Annotated in this window: 22 protein-coding genes; 15 read left to right on the top strand and 7 right to left on the bottom strand. The window is 63.3% G+C overall.

What is annotated here, in order from left to right; all coding sequences use genetic code 11:
* Nucleotides 1-141: 141 nt before the first annotated feature.
* The 3 genes from BTO02_RS10280 to BTO02_RS10290 form a co-directional block, all read right to left on the bottom strand.
* Nucleotides 142-1,272 carry a DSD1 family PLP-dependent enzyme gene (locus tag BTO02_RS10280; RefSeq protein WP_075156947.1) on the bottom strand — a complete coding sequence of 377 codons (1,131 nt, stop codon included), beginning with the start codon at nt 1,270-1,272 and terminating at the stop codon, nt 142-144.
* Nucleotides 1,273-1,422: 150 nt separating this feature from the next.
* Complete coding sequence (locus BTO02_RS10285; protein ID WP_075156948.1) at nt 1,423-2,343, bottom strand: LysR family transcriptional regulator; 921 nt, start codon at nt 2,341-2,343, stop codon at nt 1,423-1,425.
* A 185-nt stretch (nt 2,344-2,528) separates the two neighbouring features.
* Nucleotides 2,529-3,557 (bottom strand): AraC family transcriptional regulator, encoded by a 1,029-nt coding sequence (locus tag BTO02_RS10290; protein WP_075156949.1) that lies wholly within the window; start codon nt 3,555-3,557, stop codon nt 2,529-2,531.
* A 68-nt stretch (nt 3,558-3,625) separates the two neighbouring features.
* On the opposite strand from BTO02_RS10290, the gene BTO02_RS10295 reads away from it, so the two are divergent.
* The 10 genes from BTO02_RS10295 to BTO02_RS10340 all read left to right on the top strand — a co-directional run bounded on the left by BTO02_RS10295 (nt 3,626) and on the right by BTO02_RS10340 (nt 17,179).
* Nucleotides 3,626-4,669, top strand: coding sequence for an SDR family oxidoreductase (locus BTO02_RS10295; protein WP_442953392.1), 1,044 nt, complete (start codon nt 3,626-3,628; stop codon nt 4,667-4,669).
* Nucleotides 4,670-4,910: 241 nt separating this feature from the next.
* The gene (locus BTO02_RS10300) at nt 4,911-7,049 is read left to right on the top strand and encodes a type I secretion system permease/ATPase (protein WP_075156950.1); all 2,139 of its coding nucleotides are present in this window, start codon (nt 4,911-4,913) and stop codon (nt 7,047-7,049) included.
* Between the two features lie 16 nt (nt 7,050-7,065).
* The gene (locus tag BTO02_RS10305) at nt 7,066-8,487 is read left to right on the top strand and encodes an HlyD family type I secretion periplasmic adaptor subunit (RefSeq protein ID WP_075156951.1); all 1,422 of its coding nucleotides are present in this window, start codon (nt 7,066-7,068) and stop codon (nt 8,485-8,487) included.
* 34 nt (nt 8,488-8,521) lie between these two features.
* A complete protein-coding gene (locus BTO02_RS10310; RefSeq protein WP_075156952.1) occupies nt 8,522-9,940 on the top strand; it encodes a TolC family protein in 1,419 nt (472 codons plus the stop codon).
* Nucleotides 9,941-10,311: 371 nt separating this feature from the next.
* Nucleotides 10,312-11,184, top strand: a complete 873-nt coding sequence (locus BTO02_RS10315; RefSeq protein ID WP_075156953.1) for a hypothetical protein — start codon at nt 10,312-10,314, stop codon at nt 11,182-11,184.
* A gap of 376 nt (nt 11,185-11,560) precedes the next feature.
* Nucleotides 11,561-12,118, top strand: a complete 558-nt coding sequence (locus BTO02_RS10320) for a (2Fe-2S)-binding protein (protein ID WP_083615062.1) — start codon at nt 11,561-11,563, stop codon at nt 12,116-12,118.
* 10 nt (nt 12,119-12,128) lie between these two features.
* Entirely contained in the window at nt 12,129-13,133 is a 1,005-nt protein-coding gene (locus BTO02_RS10325) for an FAD binding domain-containing protein (RefSeq protein ID WP_075156954.1), read from the top strand.
* A 19-nt stretch (nt 13,134-13,152) separates the two neighbouring features.
* Nucleotides 13,153-15,399 (top strand): xanthine dehydrogenase family protein molybdopterin-binding subunit, encoded by a 2,247-nt coding sequence (locus BTO02_RS10330; RefSeq protein WP_075156955.1) that lies wholly within the window; start codon nt 13,153-13,155, stop codon nt 15,397-15,399.
* A gap of 283 nt (nt 15,400-15,682) precedes the next feature.
* Complete coding sequence (locus BTO02_RS10335; RefSeq protein ID WP_075156956.1) at nt 15,683-16,249, top strand: TetR/AcrR family transcriptional regulator; 567 nt, start codon at nt 15,683-15,685, stop codon at nt 16,247-16,249.
* A 111-nt stretch (nt 16,250-16,360) separates the two neighbouring features.
* Nucleotides 16,361-17,179 (top strand): SDR family oxidoreductase, encoded by an 819-nt coding sequence (locus tag BTO02_RS10340; RefSeq protein WP_075158758.1) that lies wholly within the window; start codon nt 16,361-16,363, stop codon nt 17,177-17,179.
* Between the two features lie 120 nt (nt 17,180-17,299).
* Here the strand turns inward: BTO02_RS10340 and BTO02_RS10345 are convergent, their stop codons facing one another.
* The 3 genes from BTO02_RS10345 to BTO02_RS10355 all read right to left on the bottom strand — a co-directional run bounded on the left by BTO02_RS10345 (nt 17,300) and on the right by BTO02_RS10355 (nt 20,387).
* Nucleotides 17,300-18,292: a sugar-binding protein gene (locus BTO02_RS10345; protein WP_075156957.1), complete on the bottom strand. Its 993-nt coding sequence runs from the start codon at nt 18,290-18,292 to the stop codon at nt 17,300-17,302.
* Nucleotides 18,293-18,529: 237 nt separating this feature from the next.
* Nucleotides 18,530-19,525, bottom strand: coding sequence for an ABC transporter permease (locus tag BTO02_RS10350; protein WP_075156958.1), 996 nt, complete (start codon nt 19,523-19,525; stop codon nt 18,530-18,532).
* 121 nt (nt 19,526-19,646) lie between these two features.
* On the bottom strand, nt 19,647-20,387 hold the full coding sequence (locus tag BTO02_RS10355; RefSeq protein ID WP_075156959.1) for an ATP-binding cassette domain-containing protein: 741 nt from the start codon (nt 20,385-20,387) through the stop codon (nt 19,647-19,649).
* A gap of 172 nt (nt 20,388-20,559) precedes the next feature.
* Between BTO02_RS10355 and BTO02_RS10360 the strand changes: the two genes are divergently transcribed.
* Nucleotides 20,560-21,174 carry a 2'-5' RNA ligase family protein gene (locus BTO02_RS10360; protein WP_075156960.1) on the top strand — a complete coding sequence of 205 codons (615 nt, stop codon included), beginning with the start codon at nt 20,560-20,562 and terminating at the stop codon, nt 21,172-21,174.
* On the opposite strand, the gene BTO02_RS10365 is transcribed toward BTO02_RS10360, so the two are convergent.
* Nucleotides 21,171-21,404: a hypothetical protein gene (locus tag BTO02_RS10365; RefSeq protein WP_075156961.1), complete on the bottom strand. Its 234-nt coding sequence runs from the start codon at nt 21,402-21,404 to the stop codon at nt 21,171-21,173. The genes BTO02_RS10360 and BTO02_RS10365 overlap by 4 nt on opposite strands.
* 151 nt (nt 21,405-21,555) lie before the next feature.
* On the opposite strand from BTO02_RS10365, the gene BTO02_RS10370 reads away from it, so the two are divergent.
* From BTO02_RS10370 to BTO02_RS10385, 4 genes are all read left to right on the top strand, one after another.
* Complete coding sequence (locus BTO02_RS10370; RefSeq protein WP_075156962.1) at nt 21,556-21,951, top strand: J-domain-containing protein; 396 nt, start codon at nt 21,556-21,558, stop codon at nt 21,949-21,951.
* 162 nt (nt 21,952-22,113) lie between these two features.
* Nucleotides 22,114-22,665: a tRNA adenosine(34) deaminase TadA gene (gene tadA, locus BTO02_RS10375; protein WP_442953393.1), complete on the top strand. Its 552-nt coding sequence runs from the start codon at nt 22,114-22,116 to the stop codon at nt 22,663-22,665.
* A gap of 89 nt (nt 22,666-22,754) precedes the next feature.
* Nucleotides 22,755-23,681, top strand: a complete 927-nt coding sequence (gene ldcA / locus BTO02_RS10380) for a muramoyltetrapeptide carboxypeptidase (RefSeq protein ID WP_075156964.1) — start codon at nt 22,755-22,757, stop codon at nt 23,679-23,681.
* Nucleotides 23,682-24,058: 377 nt separating this feature from the next.
* Nucleotides 24,059-24,775, top strand: a complete 717-nt coding sequence (locus BTO02_RS10385; protein ID WP_075156965.1) for a GntR family transcriptional regulator — start codon at nt 24,059-24,061, stop codon at nt 24,773-24,775.
* The last annotated feature ends 253 nt before the right edge of the window (nt 24,776-25,028 follow it).

The following is a 25,028-nucleotide window of genomic DNA, read 5'->3' on the forward strand; positions in this document are numbered from 1 at the left end:
AAAGCGTCTTCATGTTACGCGTTGACCATCGCGCAACAACGCTCGAAAAAAATTTCAAAAGAACATGAAAACCGCGTTTGACGTGGCTCGCGCAGCATTTTATGTGGCGTGCTGATTGGCATGACTCGGTGGAGCGGCGAATCACCAGCCGTAGAAACGCGGCCAGGTTTCAATCGTGCCGTCCGGCATGATGGCCTGATAGGCCGGATGTTGCGCGCCCGTGGCACATGCATGATTGGGAAGAATGCGCAGCCGCGTACCAAGCGGAAAGCGCGTCTCGATCTCATGGTCCGGCGAACCGGATCGGGAAATGATGCCGTGCTCCTGGTTCGCGCCGCTCATGAGATAGCCGTCCAGCACTTCGCCGTTTTCCCGACACACGGCCCCATAACCGAAGTCGTGCTTCTGGCGCTGCGTGCCGCGATCGCGGCTCATGGCCATCCATCCCGCGTCGACGATAGCCCAGCCTTTTTCGCGCTGGTGGCCGATCACGGTGGTCAGGACGCTCAGAGCGATTTCGGGCATCTGATTGACGCCTACGCCATGCATGACGAGATCGAACATCACATAGACTCCGGCGCGAACTTCGGTCACGCCTTCAAGATGCTCGGCCGCTAGCGCGGTCGGCGTCGAGCCGATGCTCACGACCTCGCATGGCAGGCCCGCCGCACGAAGACGTTGTGCCGCGCGCACGCAGCCCGAACGCTCCTGTTCGGCAATCCGGACCAGCGCGTCGTGCGTGTCGTAGTCGTAGCTGGAGCCCGCATGGGCGATCACGCCGCCAACGACCATGCCGCCGTCCGACAGGGTGTGCGCGACCTCGAGGAGCAGGTCGTCGTCGGGCGCGATACCCGACCGATGACCGTCCACGTCGATTTCGATCCAGACTTCGAATGTTGCGTGATGCTCCCGCCCGAAGGAAACGATGGCCTGCGCGCACGCGATGCTGTCGGCGACGATTTTCAGTGCGCAGCCTTGCTGTCTCAGCGCCAGTGCCTGCGGCAGCCTGGCCGGCGCCATCCCCACTGCATAGACGATGTCACGAATGCCGCTGGCGAAGAACTGTTCGGCTTCCTTCAGCGTGGATACGGTGATGCCGCGCGCACCGGCGTCGATCTGCGCCCTGACAATCTGAGCACATTTGGTGGTCTTCACGTGCGGGCGAAAGCTCACGCCCAGGGCGTTCATACGCCGTTGCATCCGGTCGATATTGCGATTCATGCGCTCGACATCGATCAGTGCTGCGGGCGTGTTCAACGACGGCAATTCCATCTGCGGCTCCCTGCGATTCTTTGCTTTAGTGGTGCTCAGGCATCGGCGTGGCGCCGTGCGGATGCTGGCCACTATAGGAGGGCAGGGCGAGCTTGTGATTAACGAAGGATAAAGCGATCGTTAAGCCCGATTAAATGACCGGTCACTACGTCATGTGCGCCAGGGGACGGGGTCGAAGGCTCGTTTGGCGGCTTCGAGAAAGACGGACTGGCGGATTGTCAGGCCGTGACGCGTGGGCGTCAGGACCATGACAGGCGCCGATTCGAGCCGCCATGACGGCAACACGCGCTTCAGTTTTCCGGCCGCGATCAGCCGTGCCGCATCCCATTCGGATCGCTCGACAATGCCGAGGCCGTCGATCGCCCAGTCGCTGACGACGGTACCGTCGTTCGACGACAAGGCGCCGTCCAGCCGGATCGTGACCGATTTGCCGCCGCGTTTGCCGTCGGCGTCGGGTTGGATGAAGCGCAGGCGGGTCACGTCTTCGTCGTTCTCGCGCAAGGTTAGCCATTCGTACTGCGTGAGTTGCGATGGATGGTCGAGCTTCGACAGGCGGCGCGCGAGGGACGGACTTGCGCACAGAAAACGCTCGTTCGGAGCGAGGTAGTGTCCGACCCACGACGACCCCTTGAGGTTGCCGATGGAGACGACCACATCGGCACCCGCCGCCGCCGTCAGCGGACTGTCGGAGAGGATCAGCGAAATCGCGAGATTCGGATGCGAGCGATGCAGATCGCGAATCAGCGGCGCGACATGTGCGCGCCCAAAGCCAAATGGAGCGACGACGCGCAAATGACCGCCGACGCCGGCCGTCTCGCCCGAGACGCGTGACGGAATCGACTCGATTCGCTCGAGGATCTCGATCGCTTCCTGAACCAGTTGCTGGCCCTCCTGGGTGAGCGAGATGCCCCTTGCCTCGCGCGTGACCAATCGAACGCCCATACGTTCTTCGATACGCTGCAAACGTACCGTGACGGCGGGCGGTGTCAGGTTCAATATTCGGGCCGCCGCGGCGAGTGATTGTGACGCGCCGAGGGCGCGAAACAGTCGCATGTCATCCAGTTCGATCATTAAGCAGCTGTTAACGAAGAGGGAGTGGAGTATTAAACCTCGGAACGATACATTTTTCTACCGATGCGGCCTATGATCTCAATGCCACCCCAACCGATGCCAAGGCACGCATCCTGACGGCTAACATCGATCCCGATCGAGCTCGCCTGCCGACATCCATCGCGGCATCGCCCCAACGCCCCCGACTAGACAACCTCGACGGACGGCACTTCGTCGGGCGCTGCTCCCCTGATCCCATCCTCGGCGACACGCGATCCCGACATTCGTTCGGCATGCCGAAATGTCTTCGGCGAACTGCCGGTGATCCGTTTGAAGGCGTGACTAAACGCGCTCTCGGACGCATAGCCAAGCGATTGGGCGATCACCGCCACCGGCGCGTCCCCTTCCCGCAATGCGCGCTCGGCAAGCCGCATGCGCCATTCGGTCAGATAGGTCAGCGGCGCGATGCCTGCAGTCTTTCTGAAGTGAAAAGCGAATGTCGTCCTCGACATGGCGCATGCCTTGGCGAGCTCATCGAGATGCCAGGACCGCGCGGGATCGCCGTGCATGAGCCGCAGCGCCGGAGCGAGGCGCGGATCCCGCAATGCCCGCAGCCACCCGGCCGACATCGGGCCGGACGTTTTCAGGTGCGCTCGCAGAATCTGGATGAACAGCAGTTGCGAGAGCTGAGCCGAGACGAGTTGTGCTCCGGGCAGATCGGACCCGCGCTCCTCGACGAGATGATCGAGCAGCCACCGGAAGGTGATCGCCTGCGGCGACGCAGCGGACACATGGATCCACGGCGGCAGCACGTCGGACAGTAATCGGCCGCTCGTCGGATCGAGCAGGACATGGCCGCCGATGTGGGCGAAGTCGTTGCCGTCGCCGAGGACGGCCGTCGATCTGCCGGCGCCGGAGAACACGCTCATCGCCTCGATGGGCGCGACATCGGGATCGCTGGCCAGAACAAAAGCACGCTTCGCCGACAACAGTCCGACGTCCCCGGTACTGAAATGGATTGGTTCGGCTTCTCCGTCGATGCGAACCCAGCAGGTGCCTTTCACCACCGCAAAAAACTTGATTTTGTCCGGCGCCGGAAAACGGATGGCCCACGCGCCGCCGGCGGTAAAACCGCCGGTCACCAGCGATTCGGCATGGGTGAACTTGAGGATGTCGGAAAACGGATCGGCATTCATGTTCGTACTATCGCGCAAGCAAATCGCACTGGCAAGCATTAACAATCCGGATGCCGGCGCTTAACCTCCGTGATGACGAATTCGTAACGGTCATTCGGAAAATCAATATGAGCAACAAAGACGTACAGGTTCTCGTCACTGGCGGGACCGGATTTATTGCGCAGCACTGCATGCTGGCGCTGCTGAACGATGGGTATCGCGTTCGAACGACAGTACGTTCGCTGGCGCGCGAAGCCGAGGTACGCGCAAACCTCAGGACAGGCGGCGTCGAGGCGGGCGAACGCCTGTCGTTCGTCGCGGCCGATCTGGGAAGGGACGACGGGTGGGCCGAGGCCGCTGCCGGTTGCACATACGTGATGCACGGAGCCTCACCGACACCGACAGGCAATCAAACGAGCGATGAGGAATGGACGAGGCCCGCGGTCGACGGCAACGTGCGGGTGCTGCGCGCCGCGCGCGATGCCGGGGTCAGGCGCGTCGTGCTGACCTCCGCCTTCGGTGCGATTTGCGCCGGCCACGGGCCAATGACGCGGCCCTTCAACGAGACCGACTGGAGCGACCTGACCAGCAAGCATGTCTGGCCTTATCAGAAATCGAAGACATTGTCGGAGCGCGCGGCCTGGGACTTCGTCGCGCGCGAAGGGCAGGGCCTCGAACTGTCGGCCATCAATCCGGTCACCGTGCTCGGGCCGGTGCTTGGCGCTGACTATTCGCATTCGATCCGCCTCATCAAAAACATCCTCGAGGGCCAACCGGGCAACCCCAAACTCAATTCGGGCTTTGTCGATGTGCGCGATGTGGCCGACCTGCATCTGCGCGCCATGACGCACGAAGCTGCCCGCGGCGAGCGTTTCCTCGCGATTGCCGGCGAGAGTATGTGGCTGGCCGACCTCGCCGGGGTGCTGAAACAACGCATGGGGCCATTGGCCGACAAAGTATCGACGCGGGTGCTGCCGAATGCGGTCGTGCGTCTGGGCGCGCTTAAAGATCCGGCGCTGAGAGGGGCCGTGCCATTGCTGGGCCTGGTCCTGAACGCCACCAGTGAAAAGGCCATGCGCCTGCTCGGCTGGTCGCCGCGCTCGCGCGAGGACGCTATCGTTGCCACTGCCGAAAGTCTCGCGAGGCTCGGGCTGCTGCGCAGTTCACAGTAGTGACTGTCATCACGGGCTGCGCTATCGTCGGCGCGCTTTTTTGCTGTTGCGTCGACTCCATTCGAATTCGTTCATCGATCCGTGTTGTGCCGATGACGTATCGCAACTATCCGTCTGCGGAATAGCGGCGCAGTGACAGGTGTTTTGTCGCTGGTAGCCAGTGCCGTTATCGCGCGGATGCGGACGTCGTCTCTCTCCCGGGGCGGATCCATTGACTGCGCGCCCCCGGAGTTCGAAGCCTATGGATCAAGCCGAGCAGCTGCACGTTTCTCCGAACGCCAGGATCGACCCTGGGCTCGCGGCGTTAGTCGTGATTGCGGGCTTTCATGGGCTGCCGGCGGAAGCGGAGCAGCTTCGGCACGCAGCGGGCGGCAAGTCCACGCGCTTTGACGACCGCGACCTCGTGCTGTCGGCACGCTCGCTAGGGCTGAAGACGCGCAAGGTTCGCGTAGCGGAGGATCGTCTTGCGAAGACGCCCCTTCCCGCGCTCGCGCTCGACAAGGACGGCGAGCATTTCATCGTCGCGGGCTGCGATGGCGAAAAGGCATTGATACTGGAAGCGGGCGCGAGCGCGCCGACCATGATCGTGCGCAAAACCGTCTTCGCGCGCTGCGGCGGCGAGATGCTTGTCTTCGCCTCGCGCGCGTCGCTCGCGGGCGACATGGCGCGCTTCGATTTTTCGTGGTTCATTCCCGCGGTCGTCAAGTACCGGCGTCTGTTGCTCGAAGTGCTGCTGGTTTCCGCGGTGCTGCAACTGTTCGGGCTCGTCTGGCCGCTGATGTTCCAGGTGGTCATGGACAAGGTGCTCGTGAATCGCGCATTCAACACCTTGAACGTAGTGTGCATCGCCTTGCTCGTGAGTTCGGTCGTCGAGGTGCTGCTGACCGGGCTGCGCAACTACGTGTTCTCGCATACGGCCAATCGCATCGACGTCGAACTCGGCGCGCGGCTGTTCCGGCATCTGCTGGCGTTGCCGCTCGCGTATTTCGTCGTGCGGCGCGTCGGCGATACCGTCGCACGCGTGCGCGAACTCGAAAACATCCGCAACTTTCTGACGGGACAGGCGCTGACGGCGGTGATCGACCTGTTCTTCTCGATCATTTTTCTGTGCGTCATGTTTGTCTATAGCGTGCCGCTCGCGCTGATCGTCGTCGTGTCGCTGCCGGTCTATGCGTGCGTCTCGTTGACGTTCAATCCGCTGCTGCGCGCACGTCTCGACGAAAAATTCGCGCGAGGCGCGGATAGCCAGGCGTTCCTCGTGGAGACCGTATCGGGTGCCGAAACCGTCAAGGCGATGGCGGTGGAGCCGCAATTCACGCGGCGTTGGGACAATCAGCTTGCCGCGTATGTGGCGGCCGGATTTCGCGTCAGCACGCTCGGCAATATCGGGCAGCAACTGATCCAGCTGATCGGCAAGCTCGTGAATCTGCTGTCGCTGTTTTTCGGCGCGCGGTTAGTAATAGAAGGCAAACTGTCGGTCGGCGAACTCGTTGCGTTCAATATGATGTCCGAGCGCGTTGTTGCGCCCGTGCTGCGGCTTGCTCAGCTCTGGCAGGACTTTCAGCAGATCGGCATCTCGATGGCGCGCCTCGGCGACGTGCTCAATACGCGCACGGAACTGCCGCCGAGCCGCCAGGCTTTGCCGGCGATCAAAGGCCATATCAGCTTCCAGGGCGTTCGATTTCGCTACCGCCCCGACGGCGCGCCGGTGCTCCACGATATCTCGCTCGAGATTCGCGCGGGCGAAGTGGTCGGCATCGTCGGCCGTTCGGGCTCGGGCAAGAGCACGCTGACCAAACTGCTGCAACGGTTGTATATGCCCGAGGCAGGCCAGGTGCGCATCGACGGTATCGATCTCGCGCTCGTCGATCCGGCCTGGCTGCGCCGGCAGATCGGCGTCGTGCTCCAGGAAAACCTGCTCTTCAACCGCTCGGTCCGCGAGAACATCGCCGTGACCGATCCGGGCACGTCGCTCGATCGCGTCGTCTACGCGGCACGGCTCGCCGGCGCGCATGGCTTTATCTCCGAGCTGCCCGAGGGCTACGACACGGTGGTCGGCGAGCACGGTGCGAACCTGTCGGGCGGTCAACGCCAGCGGATCGCGATCGCGCGCGCGCTGTTGACCGATCCGCGCATCCTGATCTTCGACGAAGCGACGAGCGCACTCGACTTCGAGACCGAACGCATCATCCAGCAGAACATGCGCGCGATCTGCGAGGGCCGCACCGTGATCATCATCGCGCACCGTCTGTCTTCGGTCAGGCATGCGAACCATATCGTCGCGATGGATCATGGCCGCATCGTCGAGCGCGGCGCGCATGAGGAGTTGCTCGCGCAGGGCGGCTACTACGCCCATCTGGTCTCGCTTCAAAACAGCTGATGCGGCGCGTCCGATCATGAACCTTATCCGCTTGCAGGCGTTCGGCGATTTGCTGCGCAGCTATGGCGCCGTGTTTCGCGCCGCGTGGTCGATGCGCGCACAGTTCGACGGTGAAGCACGCCTTCCTTATGAGCGTGCGTTCCTGCCCGCCAACCTCGAGCTTGTCGAAACGCCCGTGCACCCGGCGCCACGCTGGGCGATGCGAATACTTGTCGTGCTCGCCGCACTGACGCTTCTGCTCGCCTTTTTCGGCAGGCTCGATATCGTCGCCGTTGCGCAAGGCAAGCTGATTCCGGGCGAGCGCGTCAAGGTCATCCAGCCCGCGATCACGGGCGTGGTGCGCCGCATTCTCGTCGAAGACGGCCAGCGCGTCGCGGCTGGCCAGTTGCTCATGCAACTCGACGCGACCCAGGCCGCGGCCGATTCCGACAATGCGCGGGCCTCGCGCATCGATGCGGCGCTCGCGGCCGCGCGCTCGCGCGCCTTGCTCGACGCCCAACTCGGCGCGCATGCGCCGCTCGTGCCGCGCGTCGACGGCGCGTCGGCAGCGCAGCAGGCGCAGACGCAGCATTTCGCGGACGGCTTGTATCGCGAGTATCAGGACAAACTCGTCGCATCGCAGGCCGAGCTGCGCAAGCGCGAGGCGGAACTCGCGACGATCCGTGTCGAAATCGGCAAGCTTTCGGCGACCGCGCCGCTCGCACGCCAGCAGGCAAACGAATATCGCGCGCTCGCAGCCGATAAATACGTCGCGCAAACCGACTATCTGACCAAAGAGCAAGCCGCGCTCGACGCGGAACACGATCTTGCGGCACGCGAGAGCGGATCGCAGGAGTTGATGGCCGCGGTCGAGGAGCAGCGCGCCGATATCGCAGCGATTACGTCTGCGTTTCGCAGCAAGCAGCTCGACGAATTCGACAAGGCGATGCAGCAATACAACCAGAGCCGCAATGACGAAACCAAGGCCGATACGCGCCAGAAGCTGCTGAGCCTGACGGCGCCCGTCGCCGGCACGGTGCAGCAGCTTTCGGTGCACACGCTCGGCGGTGTCGCGACCGCCGCGCAGCCGGTCATGGAGATCGTGCCGGACGATACGCTCGAAGTCGAGGCCAACATCGAGAACAAGGATATCGGCTTCGTTCGCCCCGGACAAACCGCGCTCGTGAAGGTCAAGGCGTTTCCGTATACGCGCTTCGGCTATCTGAAGGGAACCGTCGTGTCGGTGTCGAACGATGCGGTTCAGGACCGGCGGCATGGCCTGATGTTCGTGACGCACGTACGCGTGCCGACGAACCGGATTCGCACGAACGGCGCCTGGGTTCGTTTGACGCCCGGCATGGAAGTGACGGCCGAAATTCACACGGGCAAGCGCAGCGTCGCGCGGTACTTTCTCGATCCCGTCATCGAGACGGGCGAGGAGAGCTTGCGTGAACGGTAGGTCGAGGTTGCGCCCATCGATACGGCGATGGGGCATGCTCGCGCTATGGATGTCGTGCGGATCGCATGCCGCATGGGCTTTCGATCCGTTGCGCACCGGTTCGGCCGTGCCGCCAACGGCCGCCGCGCAGATGCTCGGCGACGGGTCATCGGGAATCTGCGCATTCGGCGCACTGCCGAGCCCGCTGCCTTTGCAGGATGCCGTCGAACGGGCGCTGTGCAACGACCCCAGGACGCGCCAGGCCTGGGGCCAGGTCAAGCTCGAGGCCGCGCGCGTGGGGCAGGGCCGCGCTGCGTATTTGCCGAACATCAGCGGGAGTTGGCAGGGCGTGCGCGACGATCAGAAGACCGATATCGACAACCTGCCGCAATTCAATTCGAACTTTCACAACTTCCTGCGCACCGAAAGCGTATCGCTGAGCTGGGTACTCTACGACTTCGGCGGTCGCGAGGCGGCGCTGAAGAGCGCGACCGAGTTGCTCGAGGCCGCGCAGGCGAACCAGCAGGCGGTGCTCGAAGCGACCTTTGCGAAGGTCGCGAAAGACTACTACGCGGCGCAGGCCGCGCAAGGCGCGTTTGTCGCCGCGCAGCAGATCGAACAGACCGCGAACGACAGCGTACAGGCCGCGACCGCGCGTGCGAACAAGGGCATCGCGCCGATCACGGATCAGTTGCAGGCGCAGACCGACCATGCGCAGGCGGTCGTGAATCTCGCAAAAGCGCAACGGGACCGGCAAGACGCGCTCGGTGTGCTGGCGAGCGATATGAATCTCGATCCCGATGCGCCGATCAGCTTGCCCGACGTCGGGGAGGGCGTGCTGCCCGATCAGGCGTTCGACGGATCGATCGCCGACCTCATCGACGAAGCGAAGCGCACGCATCCGAGCGTCCGCGCGGCCGAGGCACGCGTCGAAGCCGAACGCGCCAAGCTCAGACAGACGCGCGCTGAAGGGCTGCCGAGCGTGAGTCTGGTCGCGCGGTACAGCCGCAACAACGAGCCGACCAGTTTCGAAGTCGGGCAACCGCAACTGCCGACGACCGGAAGCGAATGGTACGTGGGCTTTCAGGTCACGATCCCGATCTTTTCGGGCTTCATGAAGACGTATCAGGTGCGCGAAGAAGAGGCGAAAGCCGAACTCGAGAACGATACGCTCGACGCAACACGACAGCAGGTCGGTCTCGACGTCTGGACCAGCTACCAGGCGTTGCAGACGGCGACGCACAACCTCGATAACAGCGCGATGCTGCTCGATATCTCGAACCGCTCGTACGCGGCCGCCGAGCATCGCTATACGGTCGGTGTCGGCAGCATCCTCGAACTGCTCAACGCGCAGACCGCGCTGGCCGGCGCGAAACGGCAGCGCATCGAGGCGCTGACCGACTGGCGTTCCGCGCGGCTACAACTGGCCGCCAAGCTCGGCGAAATCGGCATGTGGAGTCTGAGAGGCGAGTGAGCCGCAGCACGCGAATGCGCATTGCTTCGCGGCGCATTGCTTCGCGGCGCATTTCGCCATACCCGGAATACGAAATCAATTCGCACATGTCGAATAATAATTGCATGTCGAATTAAATACTGACCCGGAATAAACGGCAATGAATTGATCCGGATTAACACATCTTGACCGGGATTCGATTTGAACAGATACGCAGGAATATCAACCAGGCTACGGGTGTTTGAATATCGATCGCGCCTGATGGGCGGCGGCCTTTCTCGCAGAAGAAACGACCTGATTGCGTGATCATTTTCCAGATATTTCCTGTGTCGATTGCCGCATGCACTTGCAAATTCCCTGGATCCGTCTTTCTTTTTATTCTGGAGCGCAACATGAACGAAACGCAAAGCGTACTGCAAAGCATGGCCCAAGCGTCGTCAAAGCCCGAGCAGATAATCAACCAGCCCGACGGCACCTCTGTCGTGTTGCTTCCGCAGGGCACCGCAGCCGAATCGGATCCGGTCATTCGTGAATTCTCGAAACCGGACGGTCAGGGGACGTTGCTCGAGCAGGTCGTCGACTTCCGTGCAGGGGGTTCCGATGTGTTCATCGCCGACCCGAAGATCCTCGCGCAGATCGGCCAGATCGGCACCGTGTTCGGCGCGGGCAATGTGGGCGACCAGCTGGCGTCGCTCGATATCAAGTTTACGGGTGCGAACGGCACCGGTAGCGCGACGTCGGGCACGGCCGTGACGAAGACTGGCGATACTTACCAGTTTGAACTGGCTGGCCTGCCGCCGGGCGAACTGGTATCGGTGCGGGAATTTTCCGGGCCGGGCCTGTCAGGCCAGATCGAGGAGACGATCAACGTGTTCAACGACGGCCGCGTCCAGTTCAATATGCTCGGCGGCAGCGGCCTCCCGAACGGCGTCAAGGCGATGCAGGAAAATTTCAATGAACAGGGCAATCTCGCGACGGTGCGAACCCAGTTGTCGAACGGCGAGGTAGTCGTCGAGGCGCTCAACTACGACGCGAGCGGAAAGGAGGTCTCGCAGACGGTGGAGACGTTCAACGCACAAAACCAGGTCGTGTCGTCCTCGACTTCGGCGCCGAGCGGTCCCACCCCTCCCCAGATTGGCGGGCAGGCGGCGATCCAGTCGATCATCGCGGCGCTGTCGTCGCTCAATCCGCCGGTGCCAGGCTCCGCTGTCGCCACGGCGAGCATCCCGTCGCACAAAATGACGCTGGCCGCCAGCGCGCATTGAACGTCGGGTTCGTGGAAGTCTGAACGGTTTGCACCGCAATGAGGCGGTCTCGCGTCAGCGCGCAAGACCGCCTCATGTTTTTCATCAAGCCAGGCATCCCGTTTGCTCTCCTTGACGAAGCGAATCGCGTTAGCCACCGTGCATGAAGGCCGTCGACAAACAATCGGCACAACTGCAAACCGCGACCTATACTTTTCGCTTGCATCGACCGGTGCAACTCGCGGTCAGCCCATCCACAGCTGGATGCGCGCAAACCGCCGCCGCATGATCCTTGCTGCATGATCCTCGAAGGCGATCGTTCGCGCTGTCCGTAACGGCGCGGCGCTACGCGGCACCCGGTCGTTCCTGCGTCTGCCCTCTCAAAGGAGTCAGCTCGATGCACCATACCGCGCCCCCGTCCACCTCGGCGAATCAAACCGTCGATGAGCGCCGCGACAGCACATCCCCCGGCGTCACCATTCCGTCGTCCCCCACCATTGCCGTCGAACTGAAGGTGAATGGCGAAACCTGGTCGCTAGCGCTCGACCCCCGTACCACCTTGCTGGACGCGTTGCGCGAACACCTGCATCTGACCGGCACGAAGAAAGGCTGCGATCACGGGCAATGCGGCGCCTGCACCGTCCATGTGAACGGGCGGCGCGTCAATGCGTGCCTGTCGCTGGCGGGCACGCACGCAGGCGACGAGATCACGACGATCGAAGGACTCGGCAGTCCCGACGCGCTGCATCCGATGCAGCAGGCGTTTGTCGAATGCGACGGTTACCAGTGCGGCTATTGCACGTCGGGGCAAATCATGTCGGCCGTGGCATTGCTCGACGAACCGGTCGGGCCCGCCGACGCCGACGTGCGCGAAGCGATGAGCGGCAACCTGTGCCGCTGCGGCGCCTATCAGAACATCGTGACGGCGATCCAGCGCGTGCGCGAGAAATCCTGAGGAGACCGCCATGGAACTCTTCCAGCTCTCGCGCGTGAGCAATGTGCACGAGGCCATCGCCGCGGCAGCCGCTTCGTCTGACACGGAGCACGGTGCGCAGGTGCGCTTCCTCGCGGGCGGCACGACACTGCTAGATCTGATGAAACTGAATGTGGAGCGCCCGGGCCGCGTGATCGACATCAGCCGCCTGCCGCTCGATCAGATCGAGGCCACGTCCGACGGCGGCGTCAAGATCGGCGCCATGGTGCGCAATGCGGATCTCGCGACGCACCCCCTGATCCGCGCGCGCTATGCGGTGCTGTCGCAGGCCTTGCTGGCCGGGGCATCGGCGCAGTTGCGCAATATGGCGACGACGGGCGGCAACCTGCTGCAGCGCACGCGTTGCGTTTACTTTCGCGATACCACGATGCCGTGCAACAAGCGCACGCCCGGTTCGGGCTGCGCCGCGATCGGCGGCTTCAACCGCATGATGGCGATTCTCGGCGTCAGCGACGCATGCATCGCAAGCAATCCCTCCGACATGAACGTCGCGCTGACCGCACTCGATGCAACGATCCACGTCGAAGGCACGAAAGGCTCGCGCCGGATCGCGATCGACTCGTTCTTCGTGTTGCCCGGCACGACGCCGCAACGCGAGACCGTGCTCGAAGCCGGCGATCTGATCACGCACGTCACCTTGCCGCCGCCGCCCGACGCAGGCCGTTCGCTGTATCTGAAGCTGCGCGATCGCGCGTCTTATGAATTCGCGCTCGTGTCCGCGGCTGTCGTGCTGGAAGTGAGCGACGGCCGTATCGAGCATGCGCGCCTCGCGTTGGGCGGAGTCGGAACGAAACCGTGGCATGCGACCGAAGCCGAGGCGGTGCTCGCCGGCGCGACCCCCGATGGCGCGACGTTCGCGCGGGCCGCGGATGCCGCACTCGCCGGCGCGCGGCCGCAAAGCCAGAACGGATTCAAGGTCGAGCTTGCGCGCAGGTGCATCGTGCACGCGCTCGCGCAGGCGACTCGCAACGATTGATTTTCGATAGGACTTCATTATGTCCACCGTGAGTGACACCGCGCTGTCCGTGATCGGACAGCCGCAGGCGCGCGTCGACGGACCGCTGAAAGTCAGCGGCGCGGCGACGTATACGTCGGACGTCGATCTGCCGGGACTGCTCTACGCCGTGCCGGTCTGCAGCACGATTGCGAGCGGACGCATCACGTCGCTCGAATTCGCGAGCGCGCAGAACATGCCGGGCGTCCATGCCGTGCTCCATCGCGGCAATATCGGCCGCTTCTACCGGATGTCGGGCAATTCGCTCGATACGGGCTACGTCGACGAGCAGCGCCCGCCGTTCGAAGACGATGTGATCCGCTACTACGGCCAGTACGTCGCGGTGGTGATCGCCGATACGTTCGAAGCCGCGAGCGCTGCCGCGGTCGCCGTGAAGGTCGGCTACGAGGTGGCCGCACATGACGTGAGCGACGAGCTCGGCAATCTCGTCGATGCGCATGTGGAAAGCGAACGCGGCGACGCGGCGCGGGCCTATGACAGCGCTCCCGTCAAACTGGACGCCACGTACGTGACGCCGGTGGAAACGCACAATCCGATCGAACTGCACGCGACGGTGGCGCAGTGGGACGGCGAAGGCTATACGTTTTACGAAACGAGCCAGGCGGTCTCGAATCATCAGGGCGCACTGATGCAGATGCTGGGTTTGCCCAAAGAGAAAGTGCGCGTGATCTCGCGCTTTCTCGGCTCGGGCTTCGGCGGCAAGCTCTGGATGTGGCCGCACTCGCTGCTTGCCGCCGCGGCGACACGGCATACGGGGCGGCCCGTCAAGCTCGTCGTGAGCCGCAAGATGATGTTCCAGAACGTCGGCCATCGACCCGTGACGCAGCAGCGCATGCGGCTGTCGGCGGACCGCGACGGCAAGCTGACTTCGATCCGTCACGAGTATCTGAACCACACCGCGATCGCCGACGACTACCAGGAAACCTGCGGCGAGATCACACCGTTCCTGTACAGCGTGCCGAATCTGCGCGTCGCTTCAGGCCTCGTGAAACGCCATGTCGGATCGCCGACTTCGATGCGCGGGCCCGGCGCGGTTCCCGGCCTGTACGCGCTCGAATCGGCGATGAACGAACTCGCGCGTGAACTGAACATCGACCCCGTCGAGTTGCGGTTGAAGAACGAACCTCAGGTCGACGAAAGCACAGGTCTGCCGTTTTCGTCACGCCATCTGACGGAGTGCCTGCGCACCGGTGCGGATAGATTCGGCTGGGCGCAGCGCACCGCCGCGGTGGGGTCGATGAAACGCGACGGGCTGACGCTCGGTTGGGGCGTCGGCGCGTGCGGGTGGCCGGGCATCCGCTTCTCGGCGCAGGCGTCGGTGGATCTGCGGGCCGACGGCACGGCGCGCGTCGTATGCGGCACGCAGGATATCGGCACGGGCACTTACACGATCCTCGCGCAACTGGTTGCGTCAGAGACGGGTTTGCCGCTCGATCGCATCGACGTCGAACTCGGCGACACGATGCTGCCGTTGGGACCGCTCTCGGGCGGTTCGGCTGCGACGGCATCGGTGATTCCCGCGGTGCTGCAAGCGGTGCGCGCGGCTGTCGACATCGTGCTGGCGCGCGCAGGCGCGAGCGCGGAGTCGCCATTCAACGGTGCGAAGGCGGAAGAACTGGCATTGAGCGCGGGCCGCGTGCATCGCAAGGGCGCGGCGCCCGAAACGGGCGTGCCGTACGGCGCGATACTGCAGGCGGCCAAGATGTATGCGGCCTCGGGTACCGGCAATGCGCAGGGCGGCTTCGACGATCCGCTGAAAAAGAAATATTCGATCTACTCGTACGGTGCGCATTTCGCGGAAGTGACGTGGCAGCCGGAGATCGCGCGACTGCGCGTAAGCCGCGTCGTCACGGTGATCGACGCGGGACGCATCCTCAATCCGCAAGCGGGGCGCAACCAGATAGAAGGTGCGGTCGTGATGGGCGTCGGCATGGCGCTGTTCGAGCATACGATGTACGACGAAAGGAGTGGGGCGCCGATCAACAGCAGTCTTGCCGATTACATCATCGCGTCGCATGCGGATAGTCCGAAGCTCGATGTGACCTTTCTCGATTACCCCGACACCGTGTTCAACGAGCTCGGCGCGCGGGGCATCGCGGAGATCGGTCTCGCAGGCGTTGCCGCCGCGATCACCGACGCGGTTCATCACGCAACCGGCGTGCGCGTGCGCAAGCTGCCGGTGATGATCGAAGACCTGCTAGGCGCCGCGCCATCCGTTTCCCGATAACTGCACGCGGATTGGATGCCCGGGTCAAATACCGTATGCGCTCGATTGAACGCGCCTGGTTGGACCGTGCCTGAAGAATCGATGCAATAGTAGGGGCTTCGCCGCCCGGCACGCGGCGAAGCCCATGTCATTCATTCTTTCCAGATCGCCGAATCCAGAACGCTTGTCGAGGCGCGCTTGTCGACTCGCGTGTGTCGAGTCGCGCTTTTGAGTCGCATCCTTGCGAGCGTTCGAAGCGATTCGTTATTGACAGATCAATCTATATATGTAATCGTTCTATCCCATGGCCAGACCTAGACTGTTCGATCGTGACGAGGCATTGGAGCGGGCGATCGACGCCTTCTCCGAGCACGGCTATTCCGGTACCTCGACGGACGACCTGCTGACGGCGATGGATCTGAGCCGGCAGAGTTTGTACAACGCATTCGGCGACAAGCGCAATCTGTATCTCGAGGCCTTGCGCACCTACATCGCGCAGAGCGTGTCGGAACATCTGCGGATACTGAACCGCTCGGCGTCCGCGCGCAAAGGTATCGAACAGCTGCTGGCCGATTTCGTCGACAGGCCGTTGCGTGCATGCCTCGGCACGCATGCGGTCTGCGAGTTCGGCCGCACCGATCCCGAGATTACCGCACTGACGGATACCGCCGCCCATACGTTGCGCACGGCGCTCGAACGCTGCATCGCGAAGGCGAAAGCGGACGGCGAAATCGCAGCCGACGTCGATGAACGGGCGGCTGCGCATTTTTTGGGCGCAACGCTGTCGGGCATCAAGCTGGCCGCTCGCGGCGGAGCAACGAAAGACGTATTGCGCGATATCGCGCAGATGGCATTGCGCAGTCTCGGGTGATTGGCGCGCATCGAGCGGTGCGCGCTTTTTTTGTGGTCTATTGTGGATCAATTAGTCAATTATTTTTGGCCACGCGCCGCGTGCGAGCGGAACACGAAAACAGGAGCGCTCATGACAAGATCGATATTCATCACCGGCACCAGCAGTGGCCTCGGTCGCCACACCGCGGTCCATTTTGCGCGGCAGGGCTGGAACGTCGCTGCGACGCTGCGCGACCCCGGGCAGGAGACCGAACTGCAAAAGCACGAGCGTATCCGCCTCTTCAAGCTCGACGTGACCGACCCGGCGCAGGCGCGCGCCGCGACCGAAGCCGCAATCGACGCGTTCGGCCAGATCGATGTCGTCGTCAACAATGCGGGCGCGGGCTCGTATGGTCCGCTCGAATTTGCCGAAGAGCACACGATCGACTGGCAGTTTGCCGTGAATGTGCGAGGACCGATCAACGTCATCCGCGCGTTTTTACCGCACTTTCGCGAGCGCAAAGGCGGCCGGTTCATCAACATCAGTTCGTTTATGGGCGTAACGACCGCGGTGCCGACCGGCTCGCTGTACAACATGTCGAAGTTCGCGCTCGAAGGTTTGATCGAAGGGCTCTACTACGAGCTCAAGCCGTTCAACATCGACCTTCATCTCGTCGAGCCCGGCGGTTTCAAGGGCAACCGCTTCGTCGAAAAAGTGGTGTTCAGTACGCACCGCGAGATCAGGGACTACGATCCGCTGATCGACAAGGTGAATGCAATGATGACGTCGAGCGACGAAAGCTTGCGCGACGATCCGCAACTGATCGTCGACGAGATCGAAGCGCTTGCGACGGGCAGGAGCCGTCGATTCCGCACGCTCGTCGGCAAGACCGGCAAGGATCTGATGGAGATGCGCGCGTCGATGCCGATCGAAGACTATCTATCGACGCTTGCGAAAAATTTCGCCTAGCGAAGCCATGCAATCGCATCGCGCTGGCGCGCAAATGCGCAAACGCGCGCCAGCGCGGCCGCCGGGGCGCCACGGCCCCGGCTTGCACAGGCTTCATGGCGGATCGGACGCACTTCACCCTCAATGCTTGAGACACGTATCCGCATTCTTCCATGTGCAGGTATCGAGCCCCGTATGAATCACCGGCTTGACCGACTTCCCTTCGGCGAGATCGCGCATCACCATCGCGGCCTGGTAGCCCATCTCTTCGGGCCGCTGGCCGACCAGCACATTGACCTTGTGATCCTTTAACGCCTGGATTTCCGGTCCCAGCGTGTCGGCCGACACAATGGCGAACTTGCCGCTTGCGATCTTATCCATGATCGGCGCCACGACCTGCGAATACGCTTGCGGCGCAAACAGCGGCCAGCCGCCCTCGAGCACGAATGCATCGAGGCCCGTCGCGTTGGCGGTCAGCGTGTCCTGCATCATCTGGTTCGCCTTGGCCGCGTCGTCGTTCACGTACAGCGGGCACGCGCTGATCTCGCGCCAGTTGTTCTCGCCGGCCAGCTTGGCGATTCCCTTCTTGCCGGCCAGCGCGTCGCGCGTGCCTTGCGCACGCTGGTTGATGTTTTCCGCGGCCGGGTTGCCCATCACGAGGCAGATATTTCCACCCTTGGGCATCAGCAGCTTCAGCTGTTCGCCGAGCTTGAAACCGAGTTCGTAATTGTCGGTGCCGACATAGCTCTTGCGCAGCGACGCGTCCTTCGGCAGCAGATCGGCATCGGCGGTGATGATCGGAATTTTCGTGTTGCGGCGGCGAATCACTTCGGCAATCGCCGGCGCGTTCGACGGCGAAATCGCAATCGCCGCGACGCCCTTCGTCAGCAGGTCGTCGATGATCTGCACTTCCGCGCTTTCGTCGGCCGCCGTCGCGGGGCCCGTGTAGTAGCAGTTATAGCCTTGCTTGTGGAGCTCCTTGTTCGCGCGCTCGCATCCCTGATGCATGAGGTCGAAGTAGGGATTGTCGAGACCCTTCACGACGAGGGCCAGGGTCTTGTCGGCCGCGAACACCGGCGAGGCCAGCATGGCAAGGCCCGTGATCGCAGCAAGACACATCAGCATTTTCTTCATTGTTGCCTCCTGTTCGGCGCCGGCGTCGCGGAGCCCGTGTCTCTTCGCACAATTTTCACAACGTTTCCCAAGGCAGGCCCGTGGCGGGGTCTACCGTGTCTGCGGAACCTTGCGGTTTTGTGTTGCCAACAGCTCGAAAAACCCGCACACCTGCGCCCGGCAGTTCCGCGCGTCGACCGGTCGCCCCGCCTTGCGTGGCGCCGTCGGCGAAGGCGGACGACGCGCAACGAAGACTTGTCAATCGTTTTGCCGCTCGCCGCCAAGCCGGTTGAACAGCACCGCGACGATGATGAAAGAGCCGACGACCGTCCCTTGCCAGAACGAATCGACGCCAAGCAGGATCAGGCTGTTGCGGATCACTTCGATAAGCGCCGCGCCGACGACCGTGCCGAACGCGCTGCCGATGCCGCCCATCAGATTGGTGCCGCCGATCACGGTTGCGGCGATCACGCGCAATTCGTCGCCGGTGCCGAGGCCCGTCGTGATGGCGCCGAGCCAGCCGACTTCGAGCACGGCCGCGACGCCCGCCATCAAACCGCCGAGCACGTAGACCGAGCAGAGGATGCGCCGCACCGGCACGCCGGTCAGATTCGCCGCGTGACGGTTGCCGCCGACCGCGAATACATAGCGTCCCCAGCGCGTGAAGGCAAACGCGAACCAGAAGAGCACGGCGAGCACGACGAGAAACCACACCGGATTCGCGACGCCGAGCGTCGAGCCGCCGCCGAGTTTGAGCAGCTTGCTGCCGTCCGGACCGAAATCGAAAATCGTTCTGCTACCCGAAATAACGAGCGCGAGGCTGCGGCCCACGCTCAGCATGCCGAGCGTGACGACGAACGGCTGCATGTTCAGATACGCGATCAGCAGGCCGTTGACGAGCCCGACCGCGGCGGCCGTGAGGAGCGCGAGGCCGATGCCGGCCCAGATCGGATAGCCCGCATTCATCACGACCGACAGCACGATGCCGCTCAGACCGATCGTGGAGCCCACCGAAATATCGATGCCGCCCGTGACGATCACGGCCATTGCGCCGAGCGCGACGATCGCGACGAATGCGAAGTTGCGCGTGACGTTGAAAAGATTCTGCGATGTCGCGAAGCTCGACGTGGCGAACGACAGCACGATGCAAGCGACGATCGTCGCGAGCACGACCCAGAACACCTGGCTTGCCAGCAGTCCCGACCAGCGCGTATGCGTTCTCGCCGATTGCGGATCGTCGAGCAGGGTCTGCATTGGACTGGGCCTTTCCGGCGCATCGTTCAATTTCGCGTCTCCCGTGCGGGTGGTTCGGGTGCTTAGGGTGGTTCGGGGTGGTTCGGGGTGGTTCGGGGTGGTTCGGGGTGCTTCCGATGCTTCACGCGGCGGCGATGGCGCCCGTAATCAGGCCCGTCACTTCCTCCGGCGACGACGCCGCGGTCTGCTTGTCCGCGACCTTGCGTCCGCGCCGCATCACGACGACGCGGTCGGCGACCGAGAACACGTCGGGCATCCGGTGGCTGATCAGAATCACGGCGATGCCGTGCCCGGCAAGGCGTTTGATCAGCTCGAGCACTTCGGCCACCTGGCGCACGCTGATAGCCGCAGTCGGTTCGTCCATGATGACGAGCCGCGCTTCGGACAGACGCGTGCGCGCGATCGCGACGGCCTGCCGCTGACCGCCCGACATCTGCCGCACGAGGTCGCGCGGGCGCGTCTCCGACTTCAACTCCTTGAACAGTTCTCCTGCGCGGCGGTACATGGCGGCGTGATCGAGCACACGAATCGGTCCGAAGCCGATGCGCGGCTCGCGGCCGAGAAAAACATTGGCGGCCGCCGTGAGGTTGTCGCACAGCGCGAGATCCTGGTAGACGACTTCGATTCCCTGCGCGCGTGCGTCAACGGGCTTGCCGAAATGCACAGGCTTGCCGTCGATTCGTATCTCGCCATGCGAGGGCGGAAAGTTGCCGGCGATAACCTTGACCAGGGTGGATTTGCCGGCCCCGTTGTCGCCCATCAGGCCGACGACCTGGCCCGGCTCGAGACCGAGCGTGACGTCGGTCAATGCCTGGATGGCCCCGAAGTGCTTGGAAATGCCTCTGAGTTCAAGAAGACTCATGGCTCGTCGCGCTCGCTCCGATGATGCCGCTCGCATGCTGAGCAAGGCGGCTGGTAGACGACATGCTAGTCAGCCAGTCCTTATAAAACAACGGCGGGTTTGCCCGAACCGCTTCTAACAGAAGCATGACGCGGTATCGTGTGAATGCGCTCAACCCGAACAGCACGCGAGTATGGCTGACGTACAACTTTCATTGCCCGGATTCGACGCCGTACCGTTGCCGACAGACGGCCTGTTTTTCGCACTGTTGCCCGACACGCGCAGCGCGCAACGCATCGAACGCATTGCGCATCACGTATGCGGCATGCAGCGCGACATGCAGCGCGGATCGAGCATGCCGGTGCCGCGTGGAACCGATCGTTATCACGTGACGTTGCATCATCTCGGCAACTACGCCGGAGGTTTGCCGCAAGCGACGGTTGCAAGAGCAATTCGTGCGGCATCGACGGTCAGAACGAATGCGTTCGCTATCGCATTCGATCGCGCCGAGGATTTTCGTGGAAGGCCGCTCGTGCTGCGCGCACACGAGGGGGCGCTCGCACTGATGGAGTTTCGTTCGACCTTGGGCAAAGCGCTCGAGCACGCGGGATTTGCGGGGCGCACCCGGGTGCCGTTCACGCCGCATGTCACGCTTGGCTATCGCGAGCCGGCCGATGCGCGGCGCCGCTTCGTCGAGCCGCTGCAAGACATGATCGGCTGGCCAGTGCGGGACTTCGTTCTCGTCCATAGTCTGCTCGGCCGCGCTCGTCATGTGGCGCTTGCGCGCTGGTCGCTGGCCGCGGGCTAGAAGCGCACGCCGGTCGAACATCCGCCGCCGAAACCGCTGCCGCTGCCGCCCGCGAATCCGCAGAACGTGCCGCAGCCGGACAACGCCACCGACAGCGCAACGGCGCCGAGCGCAGCGCGCAACAGCGAGCGCGTCGGCGCCAAAGCACGGCGTCCCGCAATGGGCGCCGGGTCGGCAGAAATTACGGAAATATGCAATGCGACGCACATCAATATGTTTTGGCTCTGCATATTCGGTCACCGAAAATGTTCAACCATATCGATGGCCGAACCGCTACCCAATTAGAAAAATCTCAAATTGAGCTGTCTTCTCTATGTTACGGACGAAACATATGCGCGATGTGCTGTTAGAATGCCCGAGCCGCAACGTAGTGGATTGCAAATGAAATTGCTTGATGCGCTAGTCGAACAACGCATTGCCGCCGCAGCCGCGCGCGGTGAATTCGACGAATTGCCAGGCGCGGGCGCGCCGCTCAATTTCGAAGACGACCCGTTGGTCCCCGAGGAAGTGCGAGTCGCAAACCGCATTCTGAAGAATGCCGGTTTCGTGCCGCCAGCCGTGGAGCAACTGCGGGCGCTGCATAGCTTGCAGGACGAGCTCGCCGCGGTCAGCGACCGCGCCACGCGCTGCGGTTTGCAGGCCAGGATGCTCGCGCTCGAACTGGCGCTCGAATCGCTGCGCGGCGGGCCGATGCTCGTGCCGCGCGAATATTGCCGCCGCATCGCCGAGCGCCTGTCTGAGCGCGCGGCCGGTGTCGATGCGGGCGACGCGACCTGACAGCCCCGCCGTTGCGGATCCTTCCGCGAATCTACGAGACCTCGCCCAACACACGGCCGCACCGGCGAGTCGCGGCTGCGACGCTGGGCGCTGCCGAAAAGTCTGATATATCGAAAGACGAATTGACGATAGAGTCAGAAACCGGCTATTTGTCCCCTTAATTTGTTCCTCGAATCGGTCTTCGATACACCTGTGCTCTGCGAACCGTCATCCGAGCGCGACCGCCATTTCATGCGGCTCGCGCAAGCTGCAGCCGAAGAGGCGCGCGCGGCCGGCGAAGTGCCGGTCGGGGCGGTGCTCGTATACGGCGACGAGGTGATCGCACAGGGCTTCAACCATCCGATCGGTTCGCACGATCCATCGGCGCACGCCGAGATGGCGGCGCTGCGGGCTGCCGCCGGCAGACTGCAGAATTACCGCCTGCCGGGCTGCGAACTGTTCGTGACACTCGAGCCGTGTTTGATGTGTGCGGGGGCGATCATGCACGCGCGCATTGCACGCGTCGTGTTCGGCGCGCGCGATCCGAAAACGGGCGCATGTGGCAGCGTCGTCGATGCCTTCGCGAATGGTCAGCTCAATCATCACACGGTCGTGGTGGGCGGCGTGCTCGAAGAAGAGTGCGGGGCGGCGTTGAAGTCGTTTTTCGCGGACCGGCGGCGTGCCGCGCGCGAGGCACGCGCGAAACTGGACCCCGGCACGCGCTGGCCGCTTTGAAGCGCGTTGAATTCCGCATCCGAATGCCCGTACGTTGATTTCCCGCTCGAACGCACACGCGTCACTCATCTAACAAATCGAAGCCGGCCATGAACGCGCACCGCACCATCGAACTGGTCGCCCCCTCGGGCTACCCGCATGACCCCGCTGCGCTGCATCTCGCGCTGCACCGGTTACGCGCGCAAGGCCATCGCGTCGAAAACATTCACGCGACCGAGCGGCGCTACCAGCGCTTCGCCGGCACCGACGCGCAGCGGGCCGCCGAACTCAATCGCCTCGCCGACCCGTCGCGCGAACTGCCCGACATCGTGCTTGCCGTGCGCGGCGGCTATGGCGCGGTCCGCTTGCTGCACGGGCTCGACTACGACGGTTTGCAGCGCCGCTTGCGGGACCAGCCGATCGCATTCGTCGGCCATAGCGACTTCACTGCGGTGCAGCTTGCGCTGCTTGCGCAAAGCGGCTTGACGACGTTTGGCGGCCCGATGCTCGTCGGCGATTTCGGCGCGCCCGAGGTCAGCTCATTCACGATGCGGCACTTCTGGCATGCACTTTCCACGCCGACTTTCACGATTGCGACGAGCGTTGCGCAGGCGCAGCCGGCCGATGTCACGGGCACGCTGTGGGGCGGCAATCTCGCCGTGCTGACCTCGCTCGTCGGCACACCTTATCTGCCGCCGGTCGAAGGCGGCATCCTTTTTCTCGAAGACGTCAACGAGCAGCCGTTCCGGCTCGAGCGGGCGATCTATCAACTGCATCTGGCCGGCATACTCGAGCGGCAGCAGGCGCTCGTGCTCGGCGACTTCTCGGGCGGCAAGCCGTTCGAGTACGACAACGGCTACGATCTGCACGCGATGATCGAGCAGGTGCGCTCGGTCGTCGGCATCCCGGTGATCACGGGCCTCCCGTTCGGCCATATTCCGGATATGGTCACCTTGCCGGTGGGCGCCGAGGCGCACCTGCAAGCCGATGCGCATGGCTTCAGGCTGACGGTGTCGGGACACCCGACGCTCGAATAGGCCGCGAAACCAGCGCGGAGTCAGCACCAAGACACGAAGTCGTCGCATTGACGCGCAGCAGGGCTGCGCGCACCGGGCACCCGCTTGTGCTGCCTTGCCATCTTCTTTCGACCCGCGTACTCGCCCGACCTCATCTCATCGGCTGGTTGCCGGGAAATCCCCGCGATTTTGTTGACAAAATCTGCCGATGTGGCGCGTCGCCCGCCACGTTAAAGTAAGCCTGCGCCGAACAGCACCTGCGCAGCCGCGTACCACTACGTAAGGCCGTCGCGCCGATTGCTGACAGAGACTCGTTGAAATTGTCAAAAATCCAAGTTGAAAATTGTTGACAATTTTTAACGGCGTTCTAAGATGCATCTCAATAAACGCAGCCGATCATGTCCGACACATCCACCATCCCGTCGAATGGTTTGAAGCCCGAAGCGATCGCCGAGCGCATTCGCGCGGCGATCCTCGAGCATCGCCTCGCGCCGGGCTCGAAGCTGACGGAAGCACAGCTATGCGACGTATTCGAGGTCAAACGCGGACCGATCCGGCAGGCCTTGACGCTGCTCGCGAACGACCGGCTCGTCGACCTCGAGCCGAATCGCGGCGCATTCGTCGCGAGCCCGTCGCTGCAGGAAGTGCATGAAGTGTTCGAGATGCGCCGCATCATCGAGATGGCGGTCATCGAAAAGGTCTGCGCGGGCGCGCATGGCATGAAGCGTCTGAAGTCGATCGGCTCGATGATCGGCCGCGAGCGCAAGGCATTCGAGACGCGCGACTTTCCCGCATGGATCAGACTCTCGGGCGAGTTTCATACGGAACTCGCCGCGCTCACCGGCAACACGGTGCTGTGCGACTGCCTGAGCGGACTCGTTGCGCGCTCAACCTTGATTTCGGCGCTGTACGAATCGCTCGGACGCAGCCCGTGCTCGTTCGAGGACCATGAAGCGATACTCGCCGCGATCGACGCCGGCGATGCAAACAGCGCCGCGGCATTGATGGCGAGCCATTTGCAGAGCGTCGAACTGAAGATGCTCGACCGGCCGGCTACCGGTCCTGCCGATCTGCACGAGGTGTTCGGCACGCGCGCTAGCCCGCGCGCATCGTGATGACGCAAGCGGCGCACGCGCGCTCATGTGCGGTGCGCGCTGCACTGAATTCGAACTCGAAGATCGCGACGTGCATGTCTGCGCAGGGCGGCATGCATCACGCGGGAAGGTTGCGGCAGAAGTCCGCGGATTCTGCCCGAGACGCTAAAACAAGTAGGTAAGTACGGAGACACCGCGGCAAAGCGCATGCGCAATACATGGGTACGTCACACATTCGCCGACGGCCGCATGACTGGCATGCACGATGCAGAGG

The organism is Paraburkholderia sp. SOS3, assembly GCF_001922345.1.
Taxonomy (GTDB): domain Bacteria; phylum Pseudomonadota; class Gammaproteobacteria; order Burkholderiales; family Burkholderiaceae; genus Paraburkholderia.

Bases quoted from the DNA above. Each gene is read 5' to 3' on its own strand.
- BTO02_RS10280 (WP_075156947.1), bottom strand. From the start codon at position 1,272: ATGGAATTGCCGTCGTTGAACACGCCCGCAGCACTGATCGATGTCGAG.
- BTO02_RS10285 (WP_075156948.1), bottom strand. From the start codon at position 2,343: ATGATCGAACTGGATGACATGCGACTGTTTCGCGCCCTCGGCGCGTCA.
- BTO02_RS10290 (WP_075156949.1), bottom strand. From the start codon at position 3,557: ATGCTTGCCAGTGCGATTTGCTTGCGCGATAGTACGAACATGAATGCC.
- BTO02_RS10295 (WP_442953392.1), top strand. From the start codon at position 3,626: ATGAGCAACAAAGACGTACAGGTTCTCGTCACTGGCGGGACCGGATTT.
- BTO02_RS10300 (WP_075156950.1), top strand. From the start codon at position 4,911: ATGGATCAAGCCGAGCAGCTGCACGTTTCTCCGAACGCCAGGATCGAC.
- BTO02_RS10305 (WP_075156951.1), top strand. From the start codon at position 7,066: ATGAACCTTATCCGCTTGCAGGCGTTCGGCGATTTGCTGCGCAGCTAT.
- BTO02_RS10310 (WP_075156952.1), top strand. From the start codon at position 8,522: ATGCTCGCGCTATGGATGTCGTGCGGATCGCATGCCGCATGGGCTTTC.
- BTO02_RS10315 (WP_075156953.1), top strand. From the start codon at position 10,312: ATGAACGAAACGCAAAGCGTACTGCAAAGCATGGCCCAAGCGTCGTCA.
- BTO02_RS10320 (WP_083615062.1), top strand. From the start codon at position 11,561: ATGCACCATACCGCGCCCCCGTCCACCTCGGCGAATCAAACCGTCGAT.
- BTO02_RS10325 (WP_075156954.1), top strand. From the start codon at position 12,129: ATGGAACTCTTCCAGCTCTCGCGCGTGAGCAATGTGCACGAGGCCATC.
- BTO02_RS10330 (WP_075156955.1), top strand. From the start codon at position 13,153: ATGTCCACCGTGAGTGACACCGCGCTGTCCGTGATCGGACAGCCGCAG.
- BTO02_RS10335 (WP_075156956.1), top strand. From the start codon at position 15,683: ATGGCCAGACCTAGACTGTTCGATCGTGACGAGGCATTGGAGCGGGCG.
- BTO02_RS10340 (WP_075158758.1), top strand. From the start codon at position 16,361: ATGACAAGATCGATATTCATCACCGGCACCAGCAGTGGCCTCGGTCGC.
- BTO02_RS10345 (WP_075156957.1), bottom strand. From the start codon at position 18,292: ATGAAGAAAATGCTGATGTGTCTTGCTGCGATCACGGGCCTTGCCATG.
- BTO02_RS10350 (WP_075156958.1), bottom strand. From the start codon at position 19,525: ATGCAGACCCTGCTCGACGATCCGCAATCGGCGAGAACGCATACGCGC.
- BTO02_RS10355 (WP_075156959.1), bottom strand. From the start codon at position 20,387: ATGAGTCTTCTTGAACTCAGAGGCATTTCCAAGCACTTCGGGGCCATC.
- BTO02_RS10360 (WP_075156960.1), top strand. From the start codon at position 20,560: ATGGCTGACGTACAACTTTCATTGCCCGGATTCGACGCCGTACCGTTG.
- BTO02_RS10365 (WP_075156961.1), bottom strand. From the start codon at position 21,404: ATGCAGAGCCAAAACATATTGATGTGCGTCGCATTGCATATTTCCGTA.
- BTO02_RS10370 (WP_075156962.1), top strand. From the start codon at position 21,556: ATGAAATTGCTTGATGCGCTAGTCGAACAACGCATTGCCGCCGCAGCC.
- ldcA (WP_075156964.1), top strand. From the start codon at position 22,755: ATGAACGCGCACCGCACCATCGAACTGGTCGCCCCCTCGGGCTACCCG.
- BTO02_RS10385 (WP_075156965.1), top strand. From the start codon at position 24,059: ATGTCCGACACATCCACCATCCCGTCGAATGGTTTGAAGCCCGAAGCG.